At 68.0% G+C, this 18,599-nt stretch carries 16 protein-coding genes; 7 read left to right on the forward strand and 9 right to left on the reverse strand.

What is annotated here, in order from left to right:
- The first annotated feature begins 140 nt into the window (after window positions 1-140).
- Complete coding sequence (gene drmD / locus LO772_RS31475; protein WP_443089477.1) at window positions 141-3,488, forward strand: DISARM system SNF2-like helicase DrmD; 3,348 nt, start codon at window positions 141-143, stop codon at window positions 3,486-3,488.
- Window positions 3,485-7,978, forward strand: a complete 4,494-nt coding sequence (locus LO772_RS31480; RefSeq protein ID WP_231775431.1) for an Eco57I restriction-modification methylase domain-containing protein — start codon at window positions 3,485-3,487, stop codon at window positions 7,976-7,978. Before drmD ends, LO772_RS31480 begins: the two co-directional genes overlap by 4 nt.
- A 40-nt stretch (window positions 7,979-8,018) precedes the next feature.
- Here the strand turns inward: LO772_RS31480 and LO772_RS31485 are convergent, their stop codons facing one another.
- The 6 genes from LO772_RS31485 to LO772_RS31510 all read right to left on the reverse strand — a co-directional run bounded on the left by LO772_RS31485 (window position 8,019) and on the right by LO772_RS31510 (window position 12,037).
- Complete coding sequence (locus LO772_RS31485; protein ID WP_231775432.1) at window positions 8,019-8,228, reverse strand: DUF397 domain-containing protein; 210 nt, start codon at window positions 8,226-8,228, stop codon at window positions 8,019-8,021.
- Entirely contained in the window at window positions 8,225-8,854 is a 630-nt protein-coding gene (locus LO772_RS31490) for a DUF5753 domain-containing protein (RefSeq protein WP_331717290.1), read from the reverse strand. Before LO772_RS31490 ends, LO772_RS31485 begins: the two co-directional genes overlap by 4 nt.
- A gap of 93 nt (window positions 8,855-8,947) precedes the next feature.
- A complete protein-coding gene (locus LO772_RS31495; RefSeq protein ID WP_231775433.1) occupies window positions 8,948-9,760 on the reverse strand; it encodes a hypothetical protein in 813 nt (270 codons plus the stop codon).
- A 19-nt stretch (window positions 9,761-9,779) separates the two neighbouring features.
- Window positions 9,780-10,658: an aldo/keto reductase gene (locus LO772_RS31500; RefSeq protein WP_231775434.1), complete on the reverse strand. Its 879-nt coding sequence runs from the start codon at window positions 10,656-10,658 to the stop codon at window positions 9,780-9,782.
- Between the two features lie 38 nt (window positions 10,659-10,696).
- Complete coding sequence (locus LO772_RS31505) at window positions 10,697-11,881, reverse strand: cupin domain-containing protein (protein ID WP_231775435.1); 1,185 nt, start codon at window positions 11,879-11,881, stop codon at window positions 10,697-10,699.
- Window positions 11,882-11,893: 12 nt separating this feature from the next.
- Entirely contained in the window at window positions 11,894-12,037 is a 144-nt protein-coding gene (locus LO772_RS31510; RefSeq protein ID WP_231775436.1) for a hypothetical protein, read from the reverse strand.
- 410 nt (window positions 12,038-12,447) lie between these two features.
- Here LO772_RS31510 and LO772_RS31515 point away from each other — a divergent pair, with 410 nt between their 5' ends.
- A complete protein-coding gene (locus tag LO772_RS31515; RefSeq protein ID WP_231775437.1) occupies window positions 12,448-13,503 on the forward strand; it encodes a helix-turn-helix domain-containing protein in 1,056 nt (351 codons plus the stop codon).
- A gap of 19 nt (window positions 13,504-13,522) precedes the next feature.
- A complete protein-coding gene (locus LO772_RS31520; protein ID WP_231775438.1) occupies window positions 13,523-14,104 on the forward strand; it encodes an HD domain-containing protein in 582 nt (193 codons plus the stop codon).
- Window positions 14,105-14,296: 192 nt separating this feature from the next.
- On the opposite strand, the gene LO772_RS31525 is transcribed toward LO772_RS31520, so the two are convergent.
- Both LO772_RS31525 and LO772_RS31530 read right to left on the reverse strand, forming a co-directional pair.
- On the reverse strand, window positions 14,297-14,509 hold the full coding sequence (locus tag LO772_RS31525) for a DUF397 domain-containing protein (RefSeq protein ID WP_231775439.1): 213 nt from the start codon (window positions 14,507-14,509) through the stop codon (window positions 14,297-14,299).
- Window positions 14,506-15,342, reverse strand: coding sequence for a helix-turn-helix domain-containing protein (locus tag LO772_RS31530; RefSeq protein WP_231775440.1), 837 nt, complete (start codon window positions 15,340-15,342; stop codon window positions 14,506-14,508). The genes LO772_RS31525 and LO772_RS31530 overlap by 4 nt, the downstream gene beginning before the upstream one ends.
- A 136-nt stretch (window positions 15,343-15,478) precedes the next feature.
- Here LO772_RS31530 and LO772_RS31535 point away from each other — a divergent pair, with 136 nt between their 5' ends.
- The 3 genes from LO772_RS31535 (at window position 15,479) to LO772_RS31545 (ending at window position 16,971) form a co-directional block, all read left to right on the forward strand.
- Window positions 15,479-16,087, forward strand: coding sequence for an ATP-binding protein (locus tag LO772_RS31535; protein WP_231775441.1), 609 nt, complete (start codon window positions 15,479-15,481; stop codon window positions 16,085-16,087).
- Window positions 16,042-16,404 (forward strand): DUF4357 domain-containing protein, encoded by a 363-nt coding sequence (locus LO772_RS31540; protein WP_231775442.1) that lies wholly within the window; start codon window positions 16,042-16,044, stop codon window positions 16,402-16,404. Before LO772_RS31535 ends, LO772_RS31540 begins: the two co-directional genes overlap by 46 nt.
- Window positions 16,405-16,521: 117 nt before the next feature.
- Window positions 16,522-16,971 carry a hypothetical protein gene (locus LO772_RS31545; RefSeq protein WP_231775443.1) on the forward strand — a complete coding sequence of 150 codons (450 nt, stop codon included), beginning with the start codon at window positions 16,522-16,524 and terminating at the stop codon, window positions 16,969-16,971.
- A gap of 28 nt (window positions 16,972-16,999) precedes the next feature.
- Here LO772_RS31545 and LO772_RS31550 read toward each other — a convergent pair whose 3' ends face one another.
- Window positions 17,000-18,475, reverse strand: a complete 1,476-nt coding sequence (locus LO772_RS31550; protein WP_231779790.1) for a Fic family protein — start codon at window positions 18,473-18,475, stop codon at window positions 17,000-17,002.
- Window positions 18,476-18,599: the final 124 nt, after the last annotated feature.

Genomic DNA, 18,599 nt, shown 5'->3' on the forward strand with positions numbered 1-18,599 from the left:
ACTCAGCACACGCTCTGCTCGGTCTGGTAGTGTGTCGCCGCCGCGACGTGGCGCGCGCTGCCCCGGCATGCCGCGCCCGCGCGGCACAGCGCGCGTGACCCAGCCGAAACCGTACCGGGAAGGACGACACGGACGTGGCAGTGAGCGGGGCAGGTCGTCGCGGCAGGGCCATCCTCGGGGCCGAGGAGACTCTTCCCCGGGAAGGACAGCTTGTCGAAGTCCGCGGGCAGAACTGGGTCGTTTCCGATGTCGTCCTCCCCGTGGCCGGTACGACCGGCGGCCCCGGTGGCGAGGCCCGTGTCCAGGCCGGGTCGGGCGGCCCGGCCGCGCCGCGCCGCGGCCACACGCTCGTCCGCCTCCAGTCCGTCGCCGACGGCCGTTACGGCGAAACCCTCTCGGTGATCTGGGAGGTCGAACCCGGCCGCCGAATCCGCGCCGCGAGCTCGCTCCCCGACGCCGGCGCGGGCCGCTTCGACCCGCCCGAGCAGCTGGCCGCCTTCCTCGACGCCATCCGCTGGTCGGCCGTCGCCTCCGCGGACACGCGTACCCTCCAGTCCCCGTTCCGCTCCGGCGTCGCCGTCGAGCCGTATCAGCTCGAACCGGTGGCCCGCGCGGTCGGAGCGCCCCGCGTCAACCTCCTCCTGGCCGACGACGTCGGCCTCGGCAAGACCATCGAAGCCGGCCTGGTCGCCCAGGAACTCCTGCTCCGTGGGCGCGCGCACCGGATCATGGTGGTCTGTCCGGCCGGCCTCACCGTCAAATGGCGCGACGAACTCGCCGAGAAGTTCGGCTTCGAGTTCACCGTGGTCGACTCCGACCGCTGCGCGGAACTGCGCCGCAGCCACGGCACCGCCGCCAACCCGTTCCGGGTCTATCCGCACACCATCGTGTCGTTGCCCTGGCTGCGCGGCCCCAAGGCGCAGCGGCTGCTGGACGAGGTCGTGCCCGAGCGCACGGCCGAGGCCGCCGAGGCCGCCCGCGACGGCGAAGGGCGCCGCAAGCGGTTCTTCGATCTGCTGATTCTCGACGAGGCCCACCACGTCGCCCCCGCCGCGCCCAAGCAGGTCTACGCCGTCGATTCCCAGCAGACCCGGCTCATCCGCCGCCTCGTCCCGCACTTCGAGCACCGGCTGTTCCTGTCCGCAACACCCCACAACGGTTACCCCGAGTCGTACACCGCGCTCCTCGAACTCATCGACGACCAGCGCTTCGCCCGGGGCGTCGACCCCGACCGGGAAGCCCTGCGCGACACCGTCGTACGCCGCCTCAAGACGGCGGTGACCCGGCGCGACGGGGGCCGGTTCCGGGAACGCCGGAACGAGGGAATCCGCGTCGACTACACCGACGAGGAACGCGAGATCCACGAACTGCTCGTGCACTTCGCCGAAGTCCGGCGCAGGCAGCTGGCCCCGAACGCGGCAACCGGGCGCAAGGCCGCCGACCTGGTGACGCTGTTGCTGAAGAAGCGGTTGTTCTCCAGCCCGGACGCCTTCCGCCGCACCATCGACGTCTACCTCGCGGGCTTGGAGGAGGCAGGCCACCGCGGACGCTCGTCCGCCGCCGCGGCGGCCGGCGTCGACCAGTGGTTCGACGACTATGCCGACTACATCGCCGAACTCGACGACGAACAGCTCGCCGAGACCGAGGAGACCGCACTCACCCTCAGCGCCCGTGTACTGCCGGGCCTGGAGGACGACGAAGCCGGGCTGCTGCGGCGCATGGGCCAGTGGGCCACCCGGTACGAAGCCGCGCCCGACTCCAAGGCGACCGCCCTGCTCCACTACCTCGCCGGGGTGTGCCGGGACGGCAACGGCTGGACGCGCGAACGCGTGGTGATCTTCACCGAGTACCGCGACACCCAAAAGTGGCTGCACACCCTGATCGGCTCCACCGACCTCGGCGGCGACCCCGGCCGCGTCGCGCTGCTGCACGGCGGTCTCACGGCGGACGAACGCGAGCACATCCGCCTCGGATTCCAGGCCGACCCCGGATCTCCCGAGGGCAAAGTACGCGTCCTGATCGCCACCGACGCCGCCAGCGAGGGCATCGACCTCCAGAAGCACTGCCACCGCCTGGTCAACTACGACATCCCGTTCAACCCGAACAAGCTGGAACAGCGCATCGGCCGCATCGACCGCTGGGGGCAGCGGAAAGACCCCGACATCCGGCACTTCATCGGCGCCCACTCCGAAACCGCGGCGCCCGGGTCGTACGAAGCCGACCTGGAATTCCTCGCCCGGGTGGCCAAGAAGGTCGCCCGCATGGAGGAGGACCTCGGCGGCGTCAACGCCGTCCTCGCCGACGCCGTCCAGCGCTGGATGACCGGCGACCGGCGGCCCGTCGACATCGAGAACGCCAAGCCCCGTGCCATCAAGGGCCGGACCACCGGTGGCACCGTGGCTGCCGAGCAGAACGTCACCGCGCAGGTGCGCCGACTCAGCGAGGCGTACGAGCAGACGATCGACACCCTCGGGCTCACTCCGTCCAACATCAAACGCGTTGTCGACACCGCCTTGAGCCTGGACCGCCAGCAGGAGCTCACCGCTGTGCGCAAAACCGACGCACTCACCCTGGACGGAGTCGCCGACACGGGCGAACTCGACCTGTCCGGCGCCCTGTTCACCGTGCCCCCGCTGACCGGCACCTGGGAGCGGGCAACCCGCGGACTCGCCCACAAGCTGCGGCCCGACGAGCAGCGCCCCGTCACCTTCGACGCACGCGTCGCTGCTGAGGGCCGCGACGACGTCGTCCTGGCCCACCTCGGCCACCCGCTCGTCGACCGTTCGCTTCGCCTGCTCCGCGCCGCGGTGTGGCAGGCGGACGTCGTGGGCCTGCACCGCGTCGCCGCGGTGGTGAGCGACGATCCGGCGCTGGAGACCACCCTGGTCAGTGCTTACGCCCGGTATGTTCTGGTGGGCGCGGACGGCATTCGCCTGCATGAGGAAATCCTGTATGCGGGCGGCTGGTTCGGTGACACCGGGCGCTTCCGTCGATGGAACAGCGTCAACGCCCAGGGCAAGGTCCTGCACCGTGCCCTGACCGAGGGTGTCCAGGCCGCCGAGCACTTGCGTGCGGCGGTCGGCGACAGCTGGCACCGCTTGCAGGACCCCCTCTTCGATTCCCTCAAGGCGCGGGCCAGGGAGCGGCACGACGGCCTGCGGAACGCGCTCGCGCAGCGGCAGGAGGAAGAGGAGAAGCGCGTGCGGCATACCTTCGAGCGTTTCGCCGCCACGCTGCGCGACAAGCTGCGCGAGGAAGGCGACCGCGAGGGCGAGCAGTTCGCGCTGTTCGGCGAACGCGAGGCCAGCCCCGCCGAGTTGAAGCAGTATCAGGAGGACAAGGCGCGTTGGCGGGCGCGTCTGGACAGCCTCGACGGTGAGCGCGAACGCGAGTTGGCCGCGGTGGCCGACCGGTACCGCGAACAGCGCGACCACGTGTTCCCGGTGGCCGTCGTCTTCGTCATCCCGCGCAAGGAGGCCATGCGATGAGCCCGCGTCCCGGATCGGGTTCCCGCGCGGCCAGGGGCAACCCGGGGCTGGCGGCGGCGATCGCGAAGGCGAACGACCCGCGGCAGCATCACCTGGACTGGCTCGGACTCGTCCAGGTCACCGGGCCGTTCCTGACGCTGCCGGTGCTGTTGGACCACTTCAGTCCGCTGGACTCGGTGAGTGCGGACGAGCGCAAGCGGCTCCGAGCGGCACACACGGCCTGGCAGGCCGAGGCCGCGGCACAGGCGAACGCGACGGCCTCGGCCACGCCGAAGACGACCGAGCCTGCTGAGGAGAGCAACGCGCGCGGGGCGTGGATCGAGTACATCCTGCGCGAGCTGCTGGAGTGGGGAGACGCCCTGGCCCTGCGCGAGGGGGCAACCACGCGGGCGCGGAACGCCGAACGCGCCGAGGACGCGGTGCTTGACCGGTTCACGGTCGAGGTCCCCGAGCACCAGGCTGTCCTGCACGCGGACTTCGCGCTGGTCGAGCCGGGGGCCGAGCTGACCGCGGAGTCGGATGTCGCGGCGGCGGCCAAACGGGTGCGGGTGCTGGGGATGATCGTCCCGGAAGGCACCACGCCGACCGGGCGCGCGAAGGCCGACGCGGGAAGCGGCAATTGGCCGGCGAGCCCGGCCGACCGGCTGGCCAAGCTGCTGCGCGGCCACGGTGTGGACCTGGGTGTGGTGACCGACGGCCGCTGGTGGTGCCTGGTGTGGGCGCCGCTGGGCGGGGTCACGACGACCGTGGTGTTCGACAGCATCGGCTGGAACGAGCAGGCCGACCGGTACGCGGTGCGCGCCTGGGTCTCCTTGCTGCGGAGGTCGCGGTTCTTCGCGGTGGAGCCGGAGCGGATGCTCGTCCCGCTGCTTAAGAAGAGCCTGGACAACCAGGAGGAAGTCACCGACGCGCTGGGCGTGCAGGTGCGCCGGGCGGTCGAGTTGCTGGTGGACGCCATCGGGCGCGCGGACGCGGCGACGGTTCGGCGCGGCGGCGTCGGTCTGAAGGCGCAGGGGGTGTACGCCGAGGAGGTCTACCGGGGCGCGGTCGCGGTGATGATGCGCGTCGTGTTCCTGCTGTTCGCGGAGGAACGCGGGCTGCTCCCGGCCGACAACGAGCTGTACGCGCAGGCGTATTCGGCGGGACGGCTGTGCGCGGAGCTGGAGGCGCGGGCAGACGCGGAGGGCGAAAGTGCCCTGGACTACAGCCATGCCGCGTGGCACCGGCTCATCGCGCTGTTCCATGCCGTGTACGGGGGAGTCGACCACCCGGACTTGCACCTCCCGGCGTACGACGGCTCGATCTTCGACCCGACCCGGTACTGGTGGATGGAAGGTATGCCGAAGCCGGGGACCGAGGCCGACCCGGCCGACCCGGCGGACCCGGTGCCGCCGTTGCTGCCGATCGACGACCGCACGGTGTTGCACATGCTGGCGTCGGTGCAGTACGTGACGATCGGCGGGGACAAGAAGGCCAAATCCGCGCGGCAGTTGACGATCGAGGCGAACAAACGCAGCAAGAAGCAGGGGGAGCGGCGCAAGCTGTCGTTCCGGGCGCTGGACGTCGAGCAGATCGGCTATGTGTACGAGGGCTTGCTGTCGTACGACGGGCGGCGGGCGATCGACACCATGGTTGGTCTGATTGGGCCGCTCGGCAAAGAGAACGAGGTCTCGCTCGACGAACTGGAGGGCTTGGCCGCGCCGTTCGGCATCGGCAAGGCGGCCGATCCGGGTGTGACGGAGGACGTGAAGGGCTTCGCCAAAGCGGTGGTCGAGCGCTTCAAGGAGCCGAAGCCCGGGATCGGGACAGTCGGGGCGATCGAGAAGGCGCTCGCCCCGATGGACGAGGTCGAGCGCGCGGATGCACAGCGGCAGTTCTACGCCGCGTGCCGGGATTTGACGGTAGCCGGCCGCTTGGTGCCGTTCTTCGGCCTGATCCGCGCGGACCTGCGGGGATATCCGACAGTGATGAACGCCGGGGCGTTGTACGTCGGAGAGTCGCCGCTGCGGAAGAACACGGGGACGCACTACACGCCGAGGTTTTTGGCGGAGGAGGTCGTCGAGGGCGCGCTTGAGCCGCTGGTGTTCGAGCCGGGGCCGTTGCAGACGGCGGACCGCGACGCGTGGGCGCCGCTGTCGGCTGCGGAGATCTTGAACTTGAAGATCGCCGACATCGCGATGGGATCGGCGGCGTTCCTGGTGGCGGCTTGTCGATATCTCGCGGACCGCCTGATCGAGGCGTGGGCGCGGGAGGGGGACGAGGAGGCAAACCGACTCCGGGCCCGACAGACGGGAATCGACACGGACTTGGGCGCGGATGCCGAGGCTGACCCGCTGGTGGTGCGGGCACGCCGGCTCGTGATCGAACACTGTTTGTATGGCGTCGACATCAACCCGTTGGCCGTGGAGATGGCGAAGCTGTCGCTGTGGCTGGTGTCAATGGATAAGGATCGGCCCTTTACGTTCCTGGACGACCGCTTGATTGCGGGGGACTCGCTGCTCGGTGTCGCGTCGATGGAGCAGTTGGAGACGGTCCACATGGATCCGGAGGAGGGGCGGCGCCTTCATCGGGATACCTGGACGGCGTGGACGAAGGGTGCAAGGGAGCGCGTTGCGTCGGTAGCGATCGAGCGTCGCGAGATCGCCGCAATACAGGGTGATGACCTTGACGCCCTGGACGAGAAGCGACGGTTGCTCGATGCTGCCCACGAGCATGTTTCGCGGCTCGACTTGATCGGCGACCTAACAGCCGGGGCCGGGTTGGCTGGTGCTGTGGCTGGTGAGCCGGAACGACGCAAAATGTTCCTGTCAGCGGCTGAGATGGCCAGCAAGATTGCCGACGAACGAGTCAGCGAAACAGATCGAATCGTGCAGGAGGCTCGCCAACGTGCGATCGAGTGGCTGGAGACGGACGCACCCGAGGACGGTCTCGCACGCAAACCGGTGCACTGGCCCTTGGAGTTCCCGGAAGTCTTTGAACAAGGCGGCTTTGACGCGGTGATCGGGAACCCGCCGTTCTTGGGCGGGCAGAAGCTCACCGGGGCGATGGGCGTGGCTTATCGCGAATACCTCGTGCTGGGGCTTGGGCGTGGCCGTCGTGGAAGTGCGGACCTGGTCGCCTACTTCGCGTTGCGTGCGCACCAACTCCTCAACGAGCGAGGGCAGACGGGGCTCATCGCGACGAACACGCTTGCGCAGGGGGATACGCGGGAGGTGGGGCTCGATCAGTTGGTTAACGATGGCGTCGAGATTCGCCAGGCCATCAAGAGCGCGCGCTGGCCATCCAAATCTGCTGTTTTGGAGTATTGCGCGGTGTGGACCAGCAGGGCTCACATGAACGAGTATGCCCCACGCTGTATCGGCGGCGTCTCGGTGATCGGTATTTCATCGTCTCTGCATCCCAAGTCACGGGTGGCTTCTTGGGTCGAAAGGCTCACCGAAAACTCCGGAATTTGCTTTCAGGGAGCAATCATCTTGGGCCTCGGCTTCACTCTTCCTGAGGCGGAGGCACGTGCTTGGATAGCTGAGGATAGAAAATATTCGGATGTTCTATTTCCGTACTTGACCGGCCAAGACATCAACAGTAGTACGACGCACACAAGTGACCGATGGGTGATCAACTTCGGCGATCGCTGTGAGCAAAGTGCAATGCAGTATCCCCGTGCTTATGCGCGGGTGCTCCACCTGGTGAAGCCAGAACGTGAATTGCTCAAGCGTGAGGCGCGGAAGCGCTATTGGTGGAGGTTTGCCGAAGCGGCTTCTGGGCTTTATCGAGCGCTGGGTGGGTTGGGGCGACACATCGTGATCAGTCGCGTCAGCAAGGTCGCTATGCCTGTGATGATCAGAACAGGTCCTGTGCTGAGCGAGCAAGTGGTTGCCTTTGCATCAGATGATCACGCGCTCCTAGCCTTCCTCAGCAGTGCGCCGCACTATTGGTGGGCAATGGGGCGTTCGTCAACGATGAAGGGAGATATGCGGTACGCCCCATCCGACGTATTTGACACTTTGGTGCGGCCAGAGATGACCGTCAAACTTCGGGAACTCGGTGTGCGGCTCGATGAATTCCGCAGCGGAGTGATGGCAGACCGCAAGGTCGGCCTCACCCGTATTTATAATCTCGTGCACGACGCTTCTTGTGTCGATGGAGATATCGAAGAATTGCGTGCCCTTCACTGCGAGATTGACGTCCGAGTTGTTCAAGACTATGGCTGGGATGATCTTGCGGGCAAGCTGATGCACGGTTTTCAGGCGACAGCGCAAGGAGAAAGATATACGATTGGCACGGTGCCGCTTCTGGAAATCACGGATCGTTTGCGCGAGCTGAATCACCAGCGCTATGCCGACGAAGTGGCTCTGGGACTCCACAAGAAGCCGAAGCGGTATGCAGACATGCCGCCGCCGTCAGCTGATCTTGACCGGCGACGCCATGCCCCGCAAACGTCATCGTTCGTCGATGATGGGCTCTTCCCGCCGGAAGACGCGCTCTTTTGAGGGTCGTTGCCCCGGCGCTCTGGCGCCGGGGCAACGGAGCCTAGCCGTTGGCGTGGCGTGCGGTCTCGCCGAGGAAGACTGACCAGGTCGGGGCCTCGAAGCTCAGCATCGGCCCGACCGTCTTCGAGTCTCGCACGTGGGTCGTTCGAGGGGCCGTGGCCACCTCCACACACTCGCCACCGCTGGTCCCGCTGTAGCTGCTCTTGACCCAGGTCAGACGGCTTTGGTCCTCAGGTCGCTCGTCGTTCATACCTCTCCCGCAATGAGTTCGATGAGACGCGTCGACTCCACCTCGTTCAGAGCCTGCGCCCGCAACTTGCCACAGCGTAGGGCGAGCGTGCTGACTCTGACAGGGTCACTCACGATCATGCTTTGGTCTTGTGACTCAAAGTAGGCCACCCTGCGGCGGTCGGTAGTCTCCAGCATGATCATCGGACCGTTCAACCCGACATGGCTGCCATATGAGTTCGGCATGACCTGGATGCTCACGTTGGGCAACTCGCCGATCTTCAACAGCTGGTGCAACTGGCTGCGGAGCACGTCACTGCCGCCGACGGGGCAGCGGAGCACGGACTCACCGATGATGAAGGATAGTTCGACCGTGGGCTTGCGGGTAAGGATGCCCTGTCGCTCCAGTCGGGCCTCAATTCGCTGTTCGACTTGGTCGTCGTCCAACGTCGGACAGTTGCAAGCAAGCAGTGCTCGGGCGCAAGCCTCGGTCTGGAGTAGACCAGGCATCACATGGTTGCCGTACCAGAAGAAGCTGATGGCGTCATGTGAGTTCTGATTGTGTGCATCCCGAAGCCTCGGATATGCCGTGCGACGCGTCTGCCGCCGTCGGTATGCCGCGCGCACCCGGTCTGCCTGGAACCTCACGGCGTCGGCGAGTTCGGCGGGCCTCCTCGGGCGATGCTTTGGCGGGACGTCTCGAAGGTGGCCGATGCGCGCCTGGAATGATGTAACTCGGTGCTATGGGCCCAGCAGTTGGTTGGCGCGGAGGTGGAGTGCGCCGGCGAGTTCGAGGTTGTCGCCGCGGCTGTTGGTCTGCAACAGCATGGTGATGACGGCGAGTTCGGCGAAGCGACCTTCGGGAGTGTTGAGCGTTCCGCCTAGGTGCTCCTGGATGCGCGCGGTCGCTGTCGGGACGAGCAGGCTGTACGTGTGCAGCATCGCCGCGTCGAAGCCGGCGGGAGCCTGGCCCCAGCCTTCCCAGTCGAGGATGAGCAGTTGCGGGGCGGTCAGGTTCGCCCAGTGCAGGTCGCCATGCGCGGTTTCCCACCGAGGGACGGTTGCATCGAAAGCGGTGCCAGGCGCCAGGGGCAGGAACTGCGGCATGGCGCGGTGCAGGTACTCCTGCCGTACGGCGATCCGGTCAGTGGGTGCCTTGGCGATGCCAACGAGCGCCTCCGCGAGCCCGCCCCACCACGCCGTCGACAGGTCGGGGTCGTTGAGCAGGACCGGGCCGTGGGTGGTGACGGGCTGGGCGGCGACGCGATCGTAGAGCTCGGCGCGGTAGGCGTATTCGCCGTTGCCCCAGTCGTGGATCGCACGCAGCGACGGTCGGGGCACCGAGGACGGGAGTTCCTGCTGAGCGGACTCGGGGCCGAGCCACAGCCGGTCATACGCCTTGTCCCGCGCCGCGCAGACCACGCGCAGCCACCCGGGCCCGTGTGCCCCGGTCACCGGCCCGGACAGCGTCCGGCCGCGCCAGCCCCAGAAAGCGGGTTCGTGGTCGATGTGCAGGTCGAGCGCGGACACCGCGCGGGTGAATCCGTCGGTCATGCGGTCGGCGGTTGCGGGGTCAGGGCGCGAATACATCTCGGATGATCTTCCATTGGTCGGGAGTCGGCGCGGAGAATTCAAGCGCCCTGGCGGCATCGTGCCAGTGCTCAACGTTCCTGGTGGACAAGAGGATTCGGGTGACGCCGGGAGTGGTCGCCAGCAGTGCGAGTGCGGCCTGGGCTGCGGTGCCGCCGGGGGCGAGCAGGTCGATCGCGGCGGGCGTGAGCACGGGCAGCACGGCACCACCGTGCAGTGGAGCGGACGCGAAGACGTCCAGTCCTGCTGCGTGCGCTTGGGCAACCGGCCCGCAGCCTGCCCATGCCTGGTCGATGGCTGTGAACTCGATCAAGGACAGGGGCAGTTGGATGGCGTGCAGGTGGTGGCCCGCACCGCCGACGGTGCGGGCCATGGCGAGCAGCGCGTCGATGCTGAGCAGGCCGTCGGAGAAGCCGGACCACGTCGCCACTCCGTAGCCGCCGATGCGTCCGGCGGACGCCTCCTCTTCCAGGACGTCGAACGCGGTCAGCAGCCCGGCCAAGACCGCTCGCGTATCCGGTTGCGCGTCGGCCTCGGGCACCCGGAGCGGGTGTTCGGGGTTGTGGACAAAGACGAGATCCGGCGCGCAGCCGAGTTCGTGACGGCTGTGGGCGACCTGCCGGCGCAGTACCTGCGGGGCGAGGCTGTGCCCGCCGGCGGGGCGGGTGGGCAGCAGCCGCTGGTCCATGATCTCGTTCAGGACGCGGCGCGGCAGGAAGCCGGCCTTGGTGGACACCCGCACCTGTGGATGCTCGGCCAGTACGGGCGCGAGCGCTTGTTCAGCCAGGCCGCCGGCATAGTTCGGGGCGGTATCGATCCACCGGGCCCCGGCCGCGACCGCGATCCTTGCGGAGGCGGTCACGTCCGGGCACCGATGCGTTCCCAGCCCGAGGTCGGCGGTCATGGGGTCGTTCCCGACGCGCAGGCGACCTGTCCTCGAACGAGTTCGCCGAGCACGGACGCGGCTTGGCCGACCGTGATCGACGAGGCGTCGGCGAGTTCGGCGAGTGAGTGGTCCCGGCCGTCCGTCAGCAGCGCCAGGAGCGCGTACGCGGGCGCGGCAAAGGTCCATTCCTGCCCGCCCGCCGTCAGAACAGCCCGGCCCGCCGGGTCGGTGGCGAGCGTGGGGCGGGCCACGATAAGCCGGACCCGCTGCTCGGCGTCGGCAGGGAGATCCGCGACGTGCGGCAGCGAGGGAGCAAACCTCGGCTTCTCGGTCGCGTCCCGAGCGGCAGCGAACCGGTAGACAACGTCGCCTGACGACAACGCCTCGGCCAGGAGTGTACGCAGCGCGGCGGCGAAGTCGTCGCACGCCTGCGCGGTGCCGAAGCGCGGCACGTCCGAACGCAGGACCGGGTGTTCCAGCAGCGACTCCGACAGCCACGCGAGCAGATCGGCGCCGGTTGTGGTGCGCAGTCCGCAGGTCAGGTGCAGCGACCGGCCGTCCTCGGCGGCGACGTCGTGCCACCAGCCGCGTGGCACGTACAGGACGTCGCCTGCGGTCAGTACGAACTCCGCGACCGGTTCGCCCGGCGGCGGATCCGGGAGGGCGACGTCGCGGTGCAGCGGCGCGGTGCGGGTCGGTCCGAACAGCCGCCAGCGCTTGGCTCCGTCCACCTGGACGACGACGGTGTCGTGGTCGTCCCAGTGGACGCCGAACCCCGAGTCCGCAGTCCACGACGCGTACAGGTTCACCTGCACGGTGGTGCGGAACTCCCGTTCCAGCGCGACCGCGAGGCGAGCGATGTGGCCGTCGAGTTCGTCGGCCGCGTCCAGGACCAGCGTGGCCCCTGCGGCGAGCCGCTCGTGCAGGGCGGCGGGTTGGATCTGGTGCCACACCGTGGTGCGGCGCGTCACGACAGGGCGGGTGTACGCGTGTTGGGGGAGCATGTCGCCGCCCACGCACAGCCGCAGACGCGGCTGTTCCAGCCGGTGCCTGGCGAGCACGGTGTTGAGCCGGTCCCAGTCGGCGAGGCCGGCGACCTGGGCGGCGTCGCCCGGTGCCAGGCGGTACGTGCGGCCGAACGCCTGGGCGAGGAAGTCCCCGCCCAGGCGCGCGACCACCGATTCAGCAGCGGTGGTCATGGCGGACGGCCGTCAGTCGTTGGTGTCGGAGACGCCGCTGCTGCCGCCGTCGGACATCTGCTCGGTCCGCGAGCGGGCCGCCAGCACCTGACGACGGGTGACCAGCAGGCCGTCCGCCTCCTCGGTCGCAGCGGTGCGGATTGTCGTGTCGGACATGCGTTTTCCTTTCCCTTGCGTCAGTCGGAGCCGGACGTTGTACCGGCCCCGAGTAAGAGCACTCCCCGGCTGGGGAGCGCCCTCGTCAACCTCGCAGTGCCCGATCTGGGCCGACCAGAGCCGGCAGAAGCAGTGCTGCTCATGGACGGCGCTGTCCTTGAGAAACGGCACGGCTTGCCGTCCTGGTGACCCCGACGTTGCGCATATGCTGAACGCAGGGGTTCCGCTCGGTTGGTTCGACGCTACGCACAGCGACGCGCGCGGAGGACTCACTGCGGGTACGAGTGCCCCGACGACGACTCCTCGGGGGAGGGCGCATGGCGGCTTCCGGAACGGCTCGCAACCAAGGAACACTGACTGGCGGCGGCCCCGACGGTAGAAGCGCCCGATTCGGCCTGGTAGCCGGCTTCGTGTTCAAGCTCGCACGCGAAGACGCATCACTGTCCCAGGAACGCCTCGCCGAGCAGGTCCGCGTCGACAAGGCCACCGTTCAAGGCTGGGAGTCCGGGCGCCGACCCATCGCGGCCGTCCAGACGAGCCGACTGATGGCGCTGCGCAAGCACCTCCTGCGAAACGGCACCGACCCGGCGCTACTGGCCACACTCGACGACGCCATGGAAGCCGACGCGGTCATCGGGCACGCCCTCACCCACCGCCCCGACGTCACGAACATCGACCAACACCCGTTGGGGAGCTGGGTCTTCACCCGCGCCACCACCCACATGATCGCCTGGGCGGTAAACGGCTCCACGCCGGCAGCCCTGACGAAGACGCCCCGGCAATCCGCGCTTCGCCGAGGCCCGGTCCCCCTCGGCCCGATCCTGCCCGCCGCGGAGAAGAGCGCGCTGTTCAGCCATCTGCGCGAGGCTGCCGCCGTCGCCCAACGCGTAGGAGAGCAAGGGGCGTTACTACGGCGCCAAGCCCTGTACCTGTGCAGCTACGACACCGCCGCCGACACGCACGCCTGGCTCGCCGACATGCAGGCCCGTCACCCACGGCGCACCGCCCGCTCCGCACCCGAATGGGCCGGCACCCGCTCCGTCGCCACATCCCTGACCCGCTACGGCGACCGAGACGCCTTGCACGCCTTCATCCAGGCCTGCGCCGACGACGAGACGCATGAAGCAGCCAACCTGGCCTACTGGGCGTACTGGCTGGGCCTGGACGCCCTCCCCCGCGCCGACGACTCCTTCATGTCGGCCCACCGCTCCGACTCCTGGGACGGGCTCTCGCTCCTGCGGCGGCTCGCCGACCGCCTCGACCCCGGACTCGCCTGCATCGACCTCAACATCCACTCGGTGTGGGCACTCATCGCCCTTCGCAAAAGCGTCCTGCACGCCGACCACGACTTCCTCGCAGAACTCGGCCACCGCGTCGACAAACTGGTCGACAGCAGCAGCATCTCCGCCCGAGCGCGGCGCGAACTCGAATCCGTGCACTACGTTCTCAGGGCGAGTGCCCGGTGATGTTGTGGAGGACCAGCCGATGACCGACCCGCGCGACCACGATCGCGGAACCGCCAGCTTCCTCCGCGAGATGGGAGCCCTCAAACACGGCAAGCGCACGGGCTGGTGGATCGTCGGCGTCAAGGACCCCGAGACCATCGCCGAACACTCCTGGCGCACCGCGGTCATCGGCTCCGTCCTCGCGATGATGGAAGGCGCCGACCCCGCACGCGTCGCCCTGCTGTGCACCTTCCACGACTCCCAGGAAACCCGCGTCGGCGACATCCCCTGGGTCGGCCGCCGCTACCTCCAGGCCGCGCCAAACACCCAAGTCACCGCCGACCAACTCGCCGACGCGCACCCGGCCGTCGCGGCCGGCATCGCCGCAGCCGTCGACGAATACGAACGCGGCGAAACCCTCGAAGCCCAGATCGCCCACGACGCCGACCGCCTCGAATGCATGATCCAAGGCCTCGAATACCTCGAACAGGGCTACACCAACGCCCAAGAATGGGTCGACAGCACCCGCGCCAAACTCAAAACCGCGTCCGCGATCGCCCTCGGCAACGCGTCCGAAGGCCTCTCCTCCACCGAATGGCAACGCACTTTCCTGCACCCGTAGTTCGGGACCCACCAGGCCGGCCCCTCCAGGTGCCCGGCGGTCGCCGACTACCTGAATCGCATCGTCTTCATCTGCCTGACGAGCGGGCGCGCGGCAGGGAGCAACCTCACGGACGGCACATCAACGGCGACGCCTCGTGGGACTCGGGTGAACGTTGTTGTTCCAGCACCGTCGTGTCGGGGCAACCACTGCCTAACCGGCTGCTCGGTTCGCGGTCTCACTGAGGAACAGGGACCAACTCGGGCCTTGAAAGGTCAGCATCGGGCCGATGGACTTAGAGTCCCGTACGCGGGTCGCGTGTATGGCTGTGGCCACCTCGACGCAGTCTCCGCCGTCGGACCCGCTGTAGCTGCTCTTGATCCACACGTCGGTACCCGAACTCCCCGCGGCCGACTGGTGAGTCATAGCTCTCCCTCAATGCGCTCGACGAACTTCGCAGACTCGAAGGCGTTCAGAGCCTGCGTCCGCAGCTTGCCATAACGCATCGCCAATGTGCTGACCTTCTTCGGGTCGCTCACGAGCTGACCGATGCCTTGCGACTCGATGTAGGCCACCCGTCGGTGTTCGCGCGTCTCCAGCAGGATCATCGGCCCGCTCACGCCCACGTGGGCCCCATAGGAGAGCGGCATGATCTGGATGTCCACGTTCGGCAACGTCATCTGCTTGCGCAAGTGGGCCAACTGGGCCTTGAGGACGTCGCGTCCGCCGATGGGGCAGCGCAGAACCGACTCCCCGATGATGAATGACACATCGACTGTGGGCGTCCGCGTGAGCATGAGTTGCCGCTGCATGCGTGCTTCGAGAAGCTGCTCGGTCTCGTCGTCTGTGAGAGGTGGGCAGCGCACACCGAAGACGGCGCGGGTGTAGTCCTCGATTTGCAGGAGGCCGGGGATCAAGTCATTGCCGAACCAGCAGTAGGTTGTGGCATCTCCTTCGATCATCGCGACGTCCTGGAAGAACGCAGGCAAGCGCGCGAGGTCCACGTCCTCCTGCATTGCGTCCAAGACCCCACCCGCGTCCAGGACTTCCTCCGCCGCCTTCGTGAACGCGGGCTTCGCCGCCCGGCGGCCCTGCTCGATCGAGGCGACCTGCTCCACCGAGTACCCCACCGCGTCCGCCAACTGCTGTTGCGTCAGCCCGGCCTTATCGCGCAGGAGTTTCACCACCCGCCCGTATGCCTTCCAGACCCCGGGGCGGTCGTCGTCGCCTCCCCGCTCGCGCTTCTGCTGTCGAACCATCCCGCCGCTCCCCACGTTTGTCCGAAACTCGCCGCACCCCACCACGCCCGTACGCGGCAGCGCTCGACCCGTACAGCCTGGTCACGTCAACCAACCTGTCCTGTTCACGCTATCTGCGTGACGGCACGGTTACCGCATGAATTCGGAAACTCGCGCGAAGTCCGACTCGGCATCGCAAAAGCCCCACCCCGTACGCACGTTCGCGGTCTCCTTCGGGTCCACCCGGTTCGGTGCCCGCGTGGCCCGGCTCCGCTGCGTCGATCAGCTCGACGACTGGGGCTTCCCCCGCGACCACCCCACCTCCGAGGCCGCCGCCCTCGTCGTCGCCGAACTCGCCGGCAACGCCGTCCGCCACGCCCGCACCACCCACGCCCGGGACTTCCGCGTGCGCCTGACGCTCACGCCGCACTTCACCAACCCCTCGGCCCGCGGCGTCCTCCGTATCGAGGTCACCGACCACGCCGGTGACCGTCCTGTCCCGCCGCACCCCGCGTTCGTCAACCCGGACGTCACGCACGGCCGCGGCCTCCTCCTCGTCTCGGCCGCCGCCGCGCGCTGGGGGAGTGCCGTCCACGGCGGCGACGCCAAGACGGTGTGGGCCGAACTCGACATCGAGGAGTGCGGCTGCCAAGGCCCTGGACACGTATGCTCTGAAGCATGTACGTTTTACTGTGACTCCAGCACAGTAAAGGAGCGATCGTGTCTCACTGCATACTCGTGGATGACGAGGTCTACACCGCGTTGACCTCCCGGGCGGCGGCACAAGGCATCTCCCTGCAGACGCTGCTGTGGCACATGGTCTGGCCAGCCGACAGCCTGAAGCCCGTCAAAGGCAGGCCCGGTTGCCTCGGCGAGTGGATCGCCGACGGCCGGCTGCGTCCCGGTCAGCGCATCTACTTGCGCGGTCGTGCGGGCATCATCCTCGCGGACGGCAACCTCTGGGTTCCCGGTCTCGGCCGCTTCGGCTCGCTGTCCGCTGCGGCTGACGAGATCCTCGGGTACCACTGCCGGGGGCCCGCCCACTGGCACACCGCGGACGGGAAGCCGCTGATGGACTTGTGAGCGCGTTCCCGTGGCAGCGCTCGCGACAGAATGCGTCGCGGGCGCTACGCTACCCTGTCTCCAGTAAAAGCGAAAGTGAAAGCGAAACGATCGTACGGGGAGTCAGGGGAGTCACGAGTGAGCCGTACCATCCGGGTCGACGACGACGTCTTCGCGGCCCTCCAGGAGCGGGCCGTGCCGCTTGTGGATACGCCGAACAGCGTCCTCCGCAAGCTGCTCGGGTTGGACCCCGATCCCACGGTCACCGGTGACGACGAAGACGATGCCACGGCGCTGACCGTGCCCCGCCTCGCCGGCCGGGACAAACGTCTCGCCGCCTACCTGGAAACCGGCGTCCTCAAGCCCGGCGACCGCCTGGTCTGGCACCGCCGCAACCACCGCACCACGTACTACGCGACCGTCCTCGCCGACGGCAACCTCAGGGTCGAACTCCCCGACGAGCCGGCCCGCACATACGGCTCTCCCTCCGCCGCCGCGAGCGACCTCGCCGGCAACCCCCAAAACGGCCTCAAAGTCTGGAGACTCGGCGCGGCGGACGGCCCTACCCTCGACGAACTCCGGCCGTAGCCGTGGACATTGGCAAGCAGGCCGATGCTCAGCCCAATCCCGAGGTGAATTTGTGCAGCGCTGCGGCCAGCGTCGCGTCCAGAACCTCGACGACGTTCTCCTCGCGGCTTTCGGGGCTGTCGGTATAGATCCAGGTGACGGTCTCCGTCGGTGTGGAAACCACCAGCGGTCGGCTCTCCTGCCTCGTGACCTCACCGGGCTCCGGCGCGAACGACTCGGCGTACACCGTCAGCGCGAGCACACCCGTCTCGCCTCGGCCGACCTTCTGAAGGAAGACGAGGTACCGAAGCTCCTGTCCCAGGCAGGACAGGCGCAGCCGGGTCCACCACGTGCCGTCCGAGAGGTTCGCGAAGAAATCGACGCTGCGGGCCGCCTGGACACCCTGCCAGCGCCAGAACCGTGCGCGTTCGTCCGGGGGCGTCGCTGATTGGACGGTTGCCACTGCCCGCGGATCGATCTCGGTGAGCAACTGCTTGAACTGCCCGGCCATACCGTCGAGCCAATGCTCGATGCGATTTTGAACCGCCCCGGCCAGTGCCTGGATGCTTTCGCTGCGCTGACGCGCCCCGCTCTCCGCGTTCAAGCCGCGCAGGCGATTGACGCCGGCGCCGAGTACCGCCAGCGCGCCGCCGCTGGGCGCGGCCGGCGGGCGTTCCAATTCGCTGCGCAGAGCCACGATTTCGAGTTCAGCGAAGAATCGAACCAAGGGGCGCAGGTCGCCCTCGTTGGCCTGGTCGAGGCAGCGCAGGTAGCGGTCGCGTTCGCGGCGATCCACGACGAGCGGCGCCAGATCGCACTTCAGCAGTCCCAACAGGGTGAGGCAGCGAGCGACCCGGCCATTCCCGTCCTCAAAGGGATGGATGCGAACGAAGCGGTGATGCAGCCATGCTGCCCGGACGACCGGGTCCGTCCCTTCGGTGGCCTGGTAGAGCTTGACCAGCTCGTCCATTTGGGCGGGTACCTGCTCCGGAGGCGTGTACTCCAGCAGGGAGCCGTCGGGGCGCGTGACATGGTTCTTCTGGGTCTTCCACTGGCCGTGGTGAAGCGCGGCCTGGAAAACGATGCCTTGGCCGGTGGCTGTGTAAGTGGGTTGACGCCGGGTCAGCGCGACGTGCAGTTCCTTGATCAGCGATACCGAGACATCGCGGCCGGAGCGCGCGGCCTCGGTGAGGAACTCCAAGGCCTCGTATTGGGAGCGAATCAGCTCCAGTACGTCCTCGGAGACGACGCCATCCCCCGCGCGGGCCACGGCGTCGGCCGTCAGCCCCTCGGCGACGAGCGCTTCGGTGACTCCCCGGTCGACGTCGTACAGCCGCTCGATGATGCCCGTCTCGATGGCATGCCGCCGCAAGGAGCGTCGGCGGGCTTCCTGGAATGCGGTGTCGTTGGCCGACACCACTGCTTGCCAGGCGCGCTGCAGGGCCCGCACGGAGTCGAGCACTGAGGTGAGATCACCGTTCAAGTGCGGCAGTGGCTCGACCGGCGTCCACGGTGAATCTGACATGGTCACCGCGTCAGGGTAATCCAACGGCCCCAGCGCAGTTCCCAAAATCATTGTGAACTCAGTCAATGCATGCAATGCTGTCGCGAGGCGGAGCGCACGTGGTGTTCCGGCCGTATCGCAAGTA

It is taken from the genome of Yinghuangia sp. ASG 101 (genome assembly GCF_021165735.1).
In the GTDB taxonomy this organism is placed as follows: domain Bacteria; phylum Actinomycetota; class Actinomycetes; order Streptomycetales; family Streptomycetaceae; genus Yinghuangia.

Excerpts from the sequence above, each read along its gene's own strand:
- LO772_RS31480 (WP_231775431.1), top strand. The coding sequence starts at position 3,485 with ATGAGCCCGCGTCCCGGATCGGGTTCCCGCGCGGCCAGGGGCAACCCG.
- LO772_RS31485 (WP_231775432.1), bottom strand. The coding sequence starts at position 8,228 with ATGAACGACGAGCGACCTGAGGACCAAAGCCGTCTGACCTGGGTCAAG.
- LO772_RS31495 (WP_231775433.1), bottom strand. The coding sequence starts at position 9,760 with ATGACCGACGGATTCACCCGCGCGGTGTCCGCGCTCGACCTGCACATC.
- LO772_RS31505 (WP_231775435.1), bottom strand. The coding sequence starts at position 11,881 with ATGACCACCGCTGCTGAATCGGTGGTCGCGCGCCTGGGCGGGGACTTC.
- LO772_RS31510 (WP_231775436.1), bottom strand. The coding sequence starts at position 12,037 with ATGTCCGACACGACAATCCGCACCGCTGCGACCGAGGAGGCGGACGGC.
- LO772_RS31520 (WP_231775438.1), top strand. The coding sequence starts at position 13,523 with ATGACCGACCCGCGCGACCACGATCGCGGAACCGCCAGCTTCCTCCGC.
- LO772_RS31525 (WP_231775439.1), bottom strand. The coding sequence starts at position 14,509 with ATGACTCACCAGTCGGCCGCGGGGAGTTCGGGTACCGACGTGTGGATC.
- LO772_RS31530 (WP_231775440.1), bottom strand. The coding sequence starts at position 15,342 with ATGGTTCGACAGCAGAAGCGCGAGCGGGGAGGCGACGACGACCGCCCC.
- LO772_RS31535 (WP_231775441.1), top strand. The coding sequence starts at position 15,479 with ATGAATTCGGAAACTCGCGCGAAGTCCGACTCGGCATCGCAAAAGCCC.
- LO772_RS31550 (WP_231779790.1), bottom strand. The coding sequence starts at position 18,475 with ATGTCAGATTCACCGTGGACGCCGGTCGAGCCACTGCCGCACTTGAAC.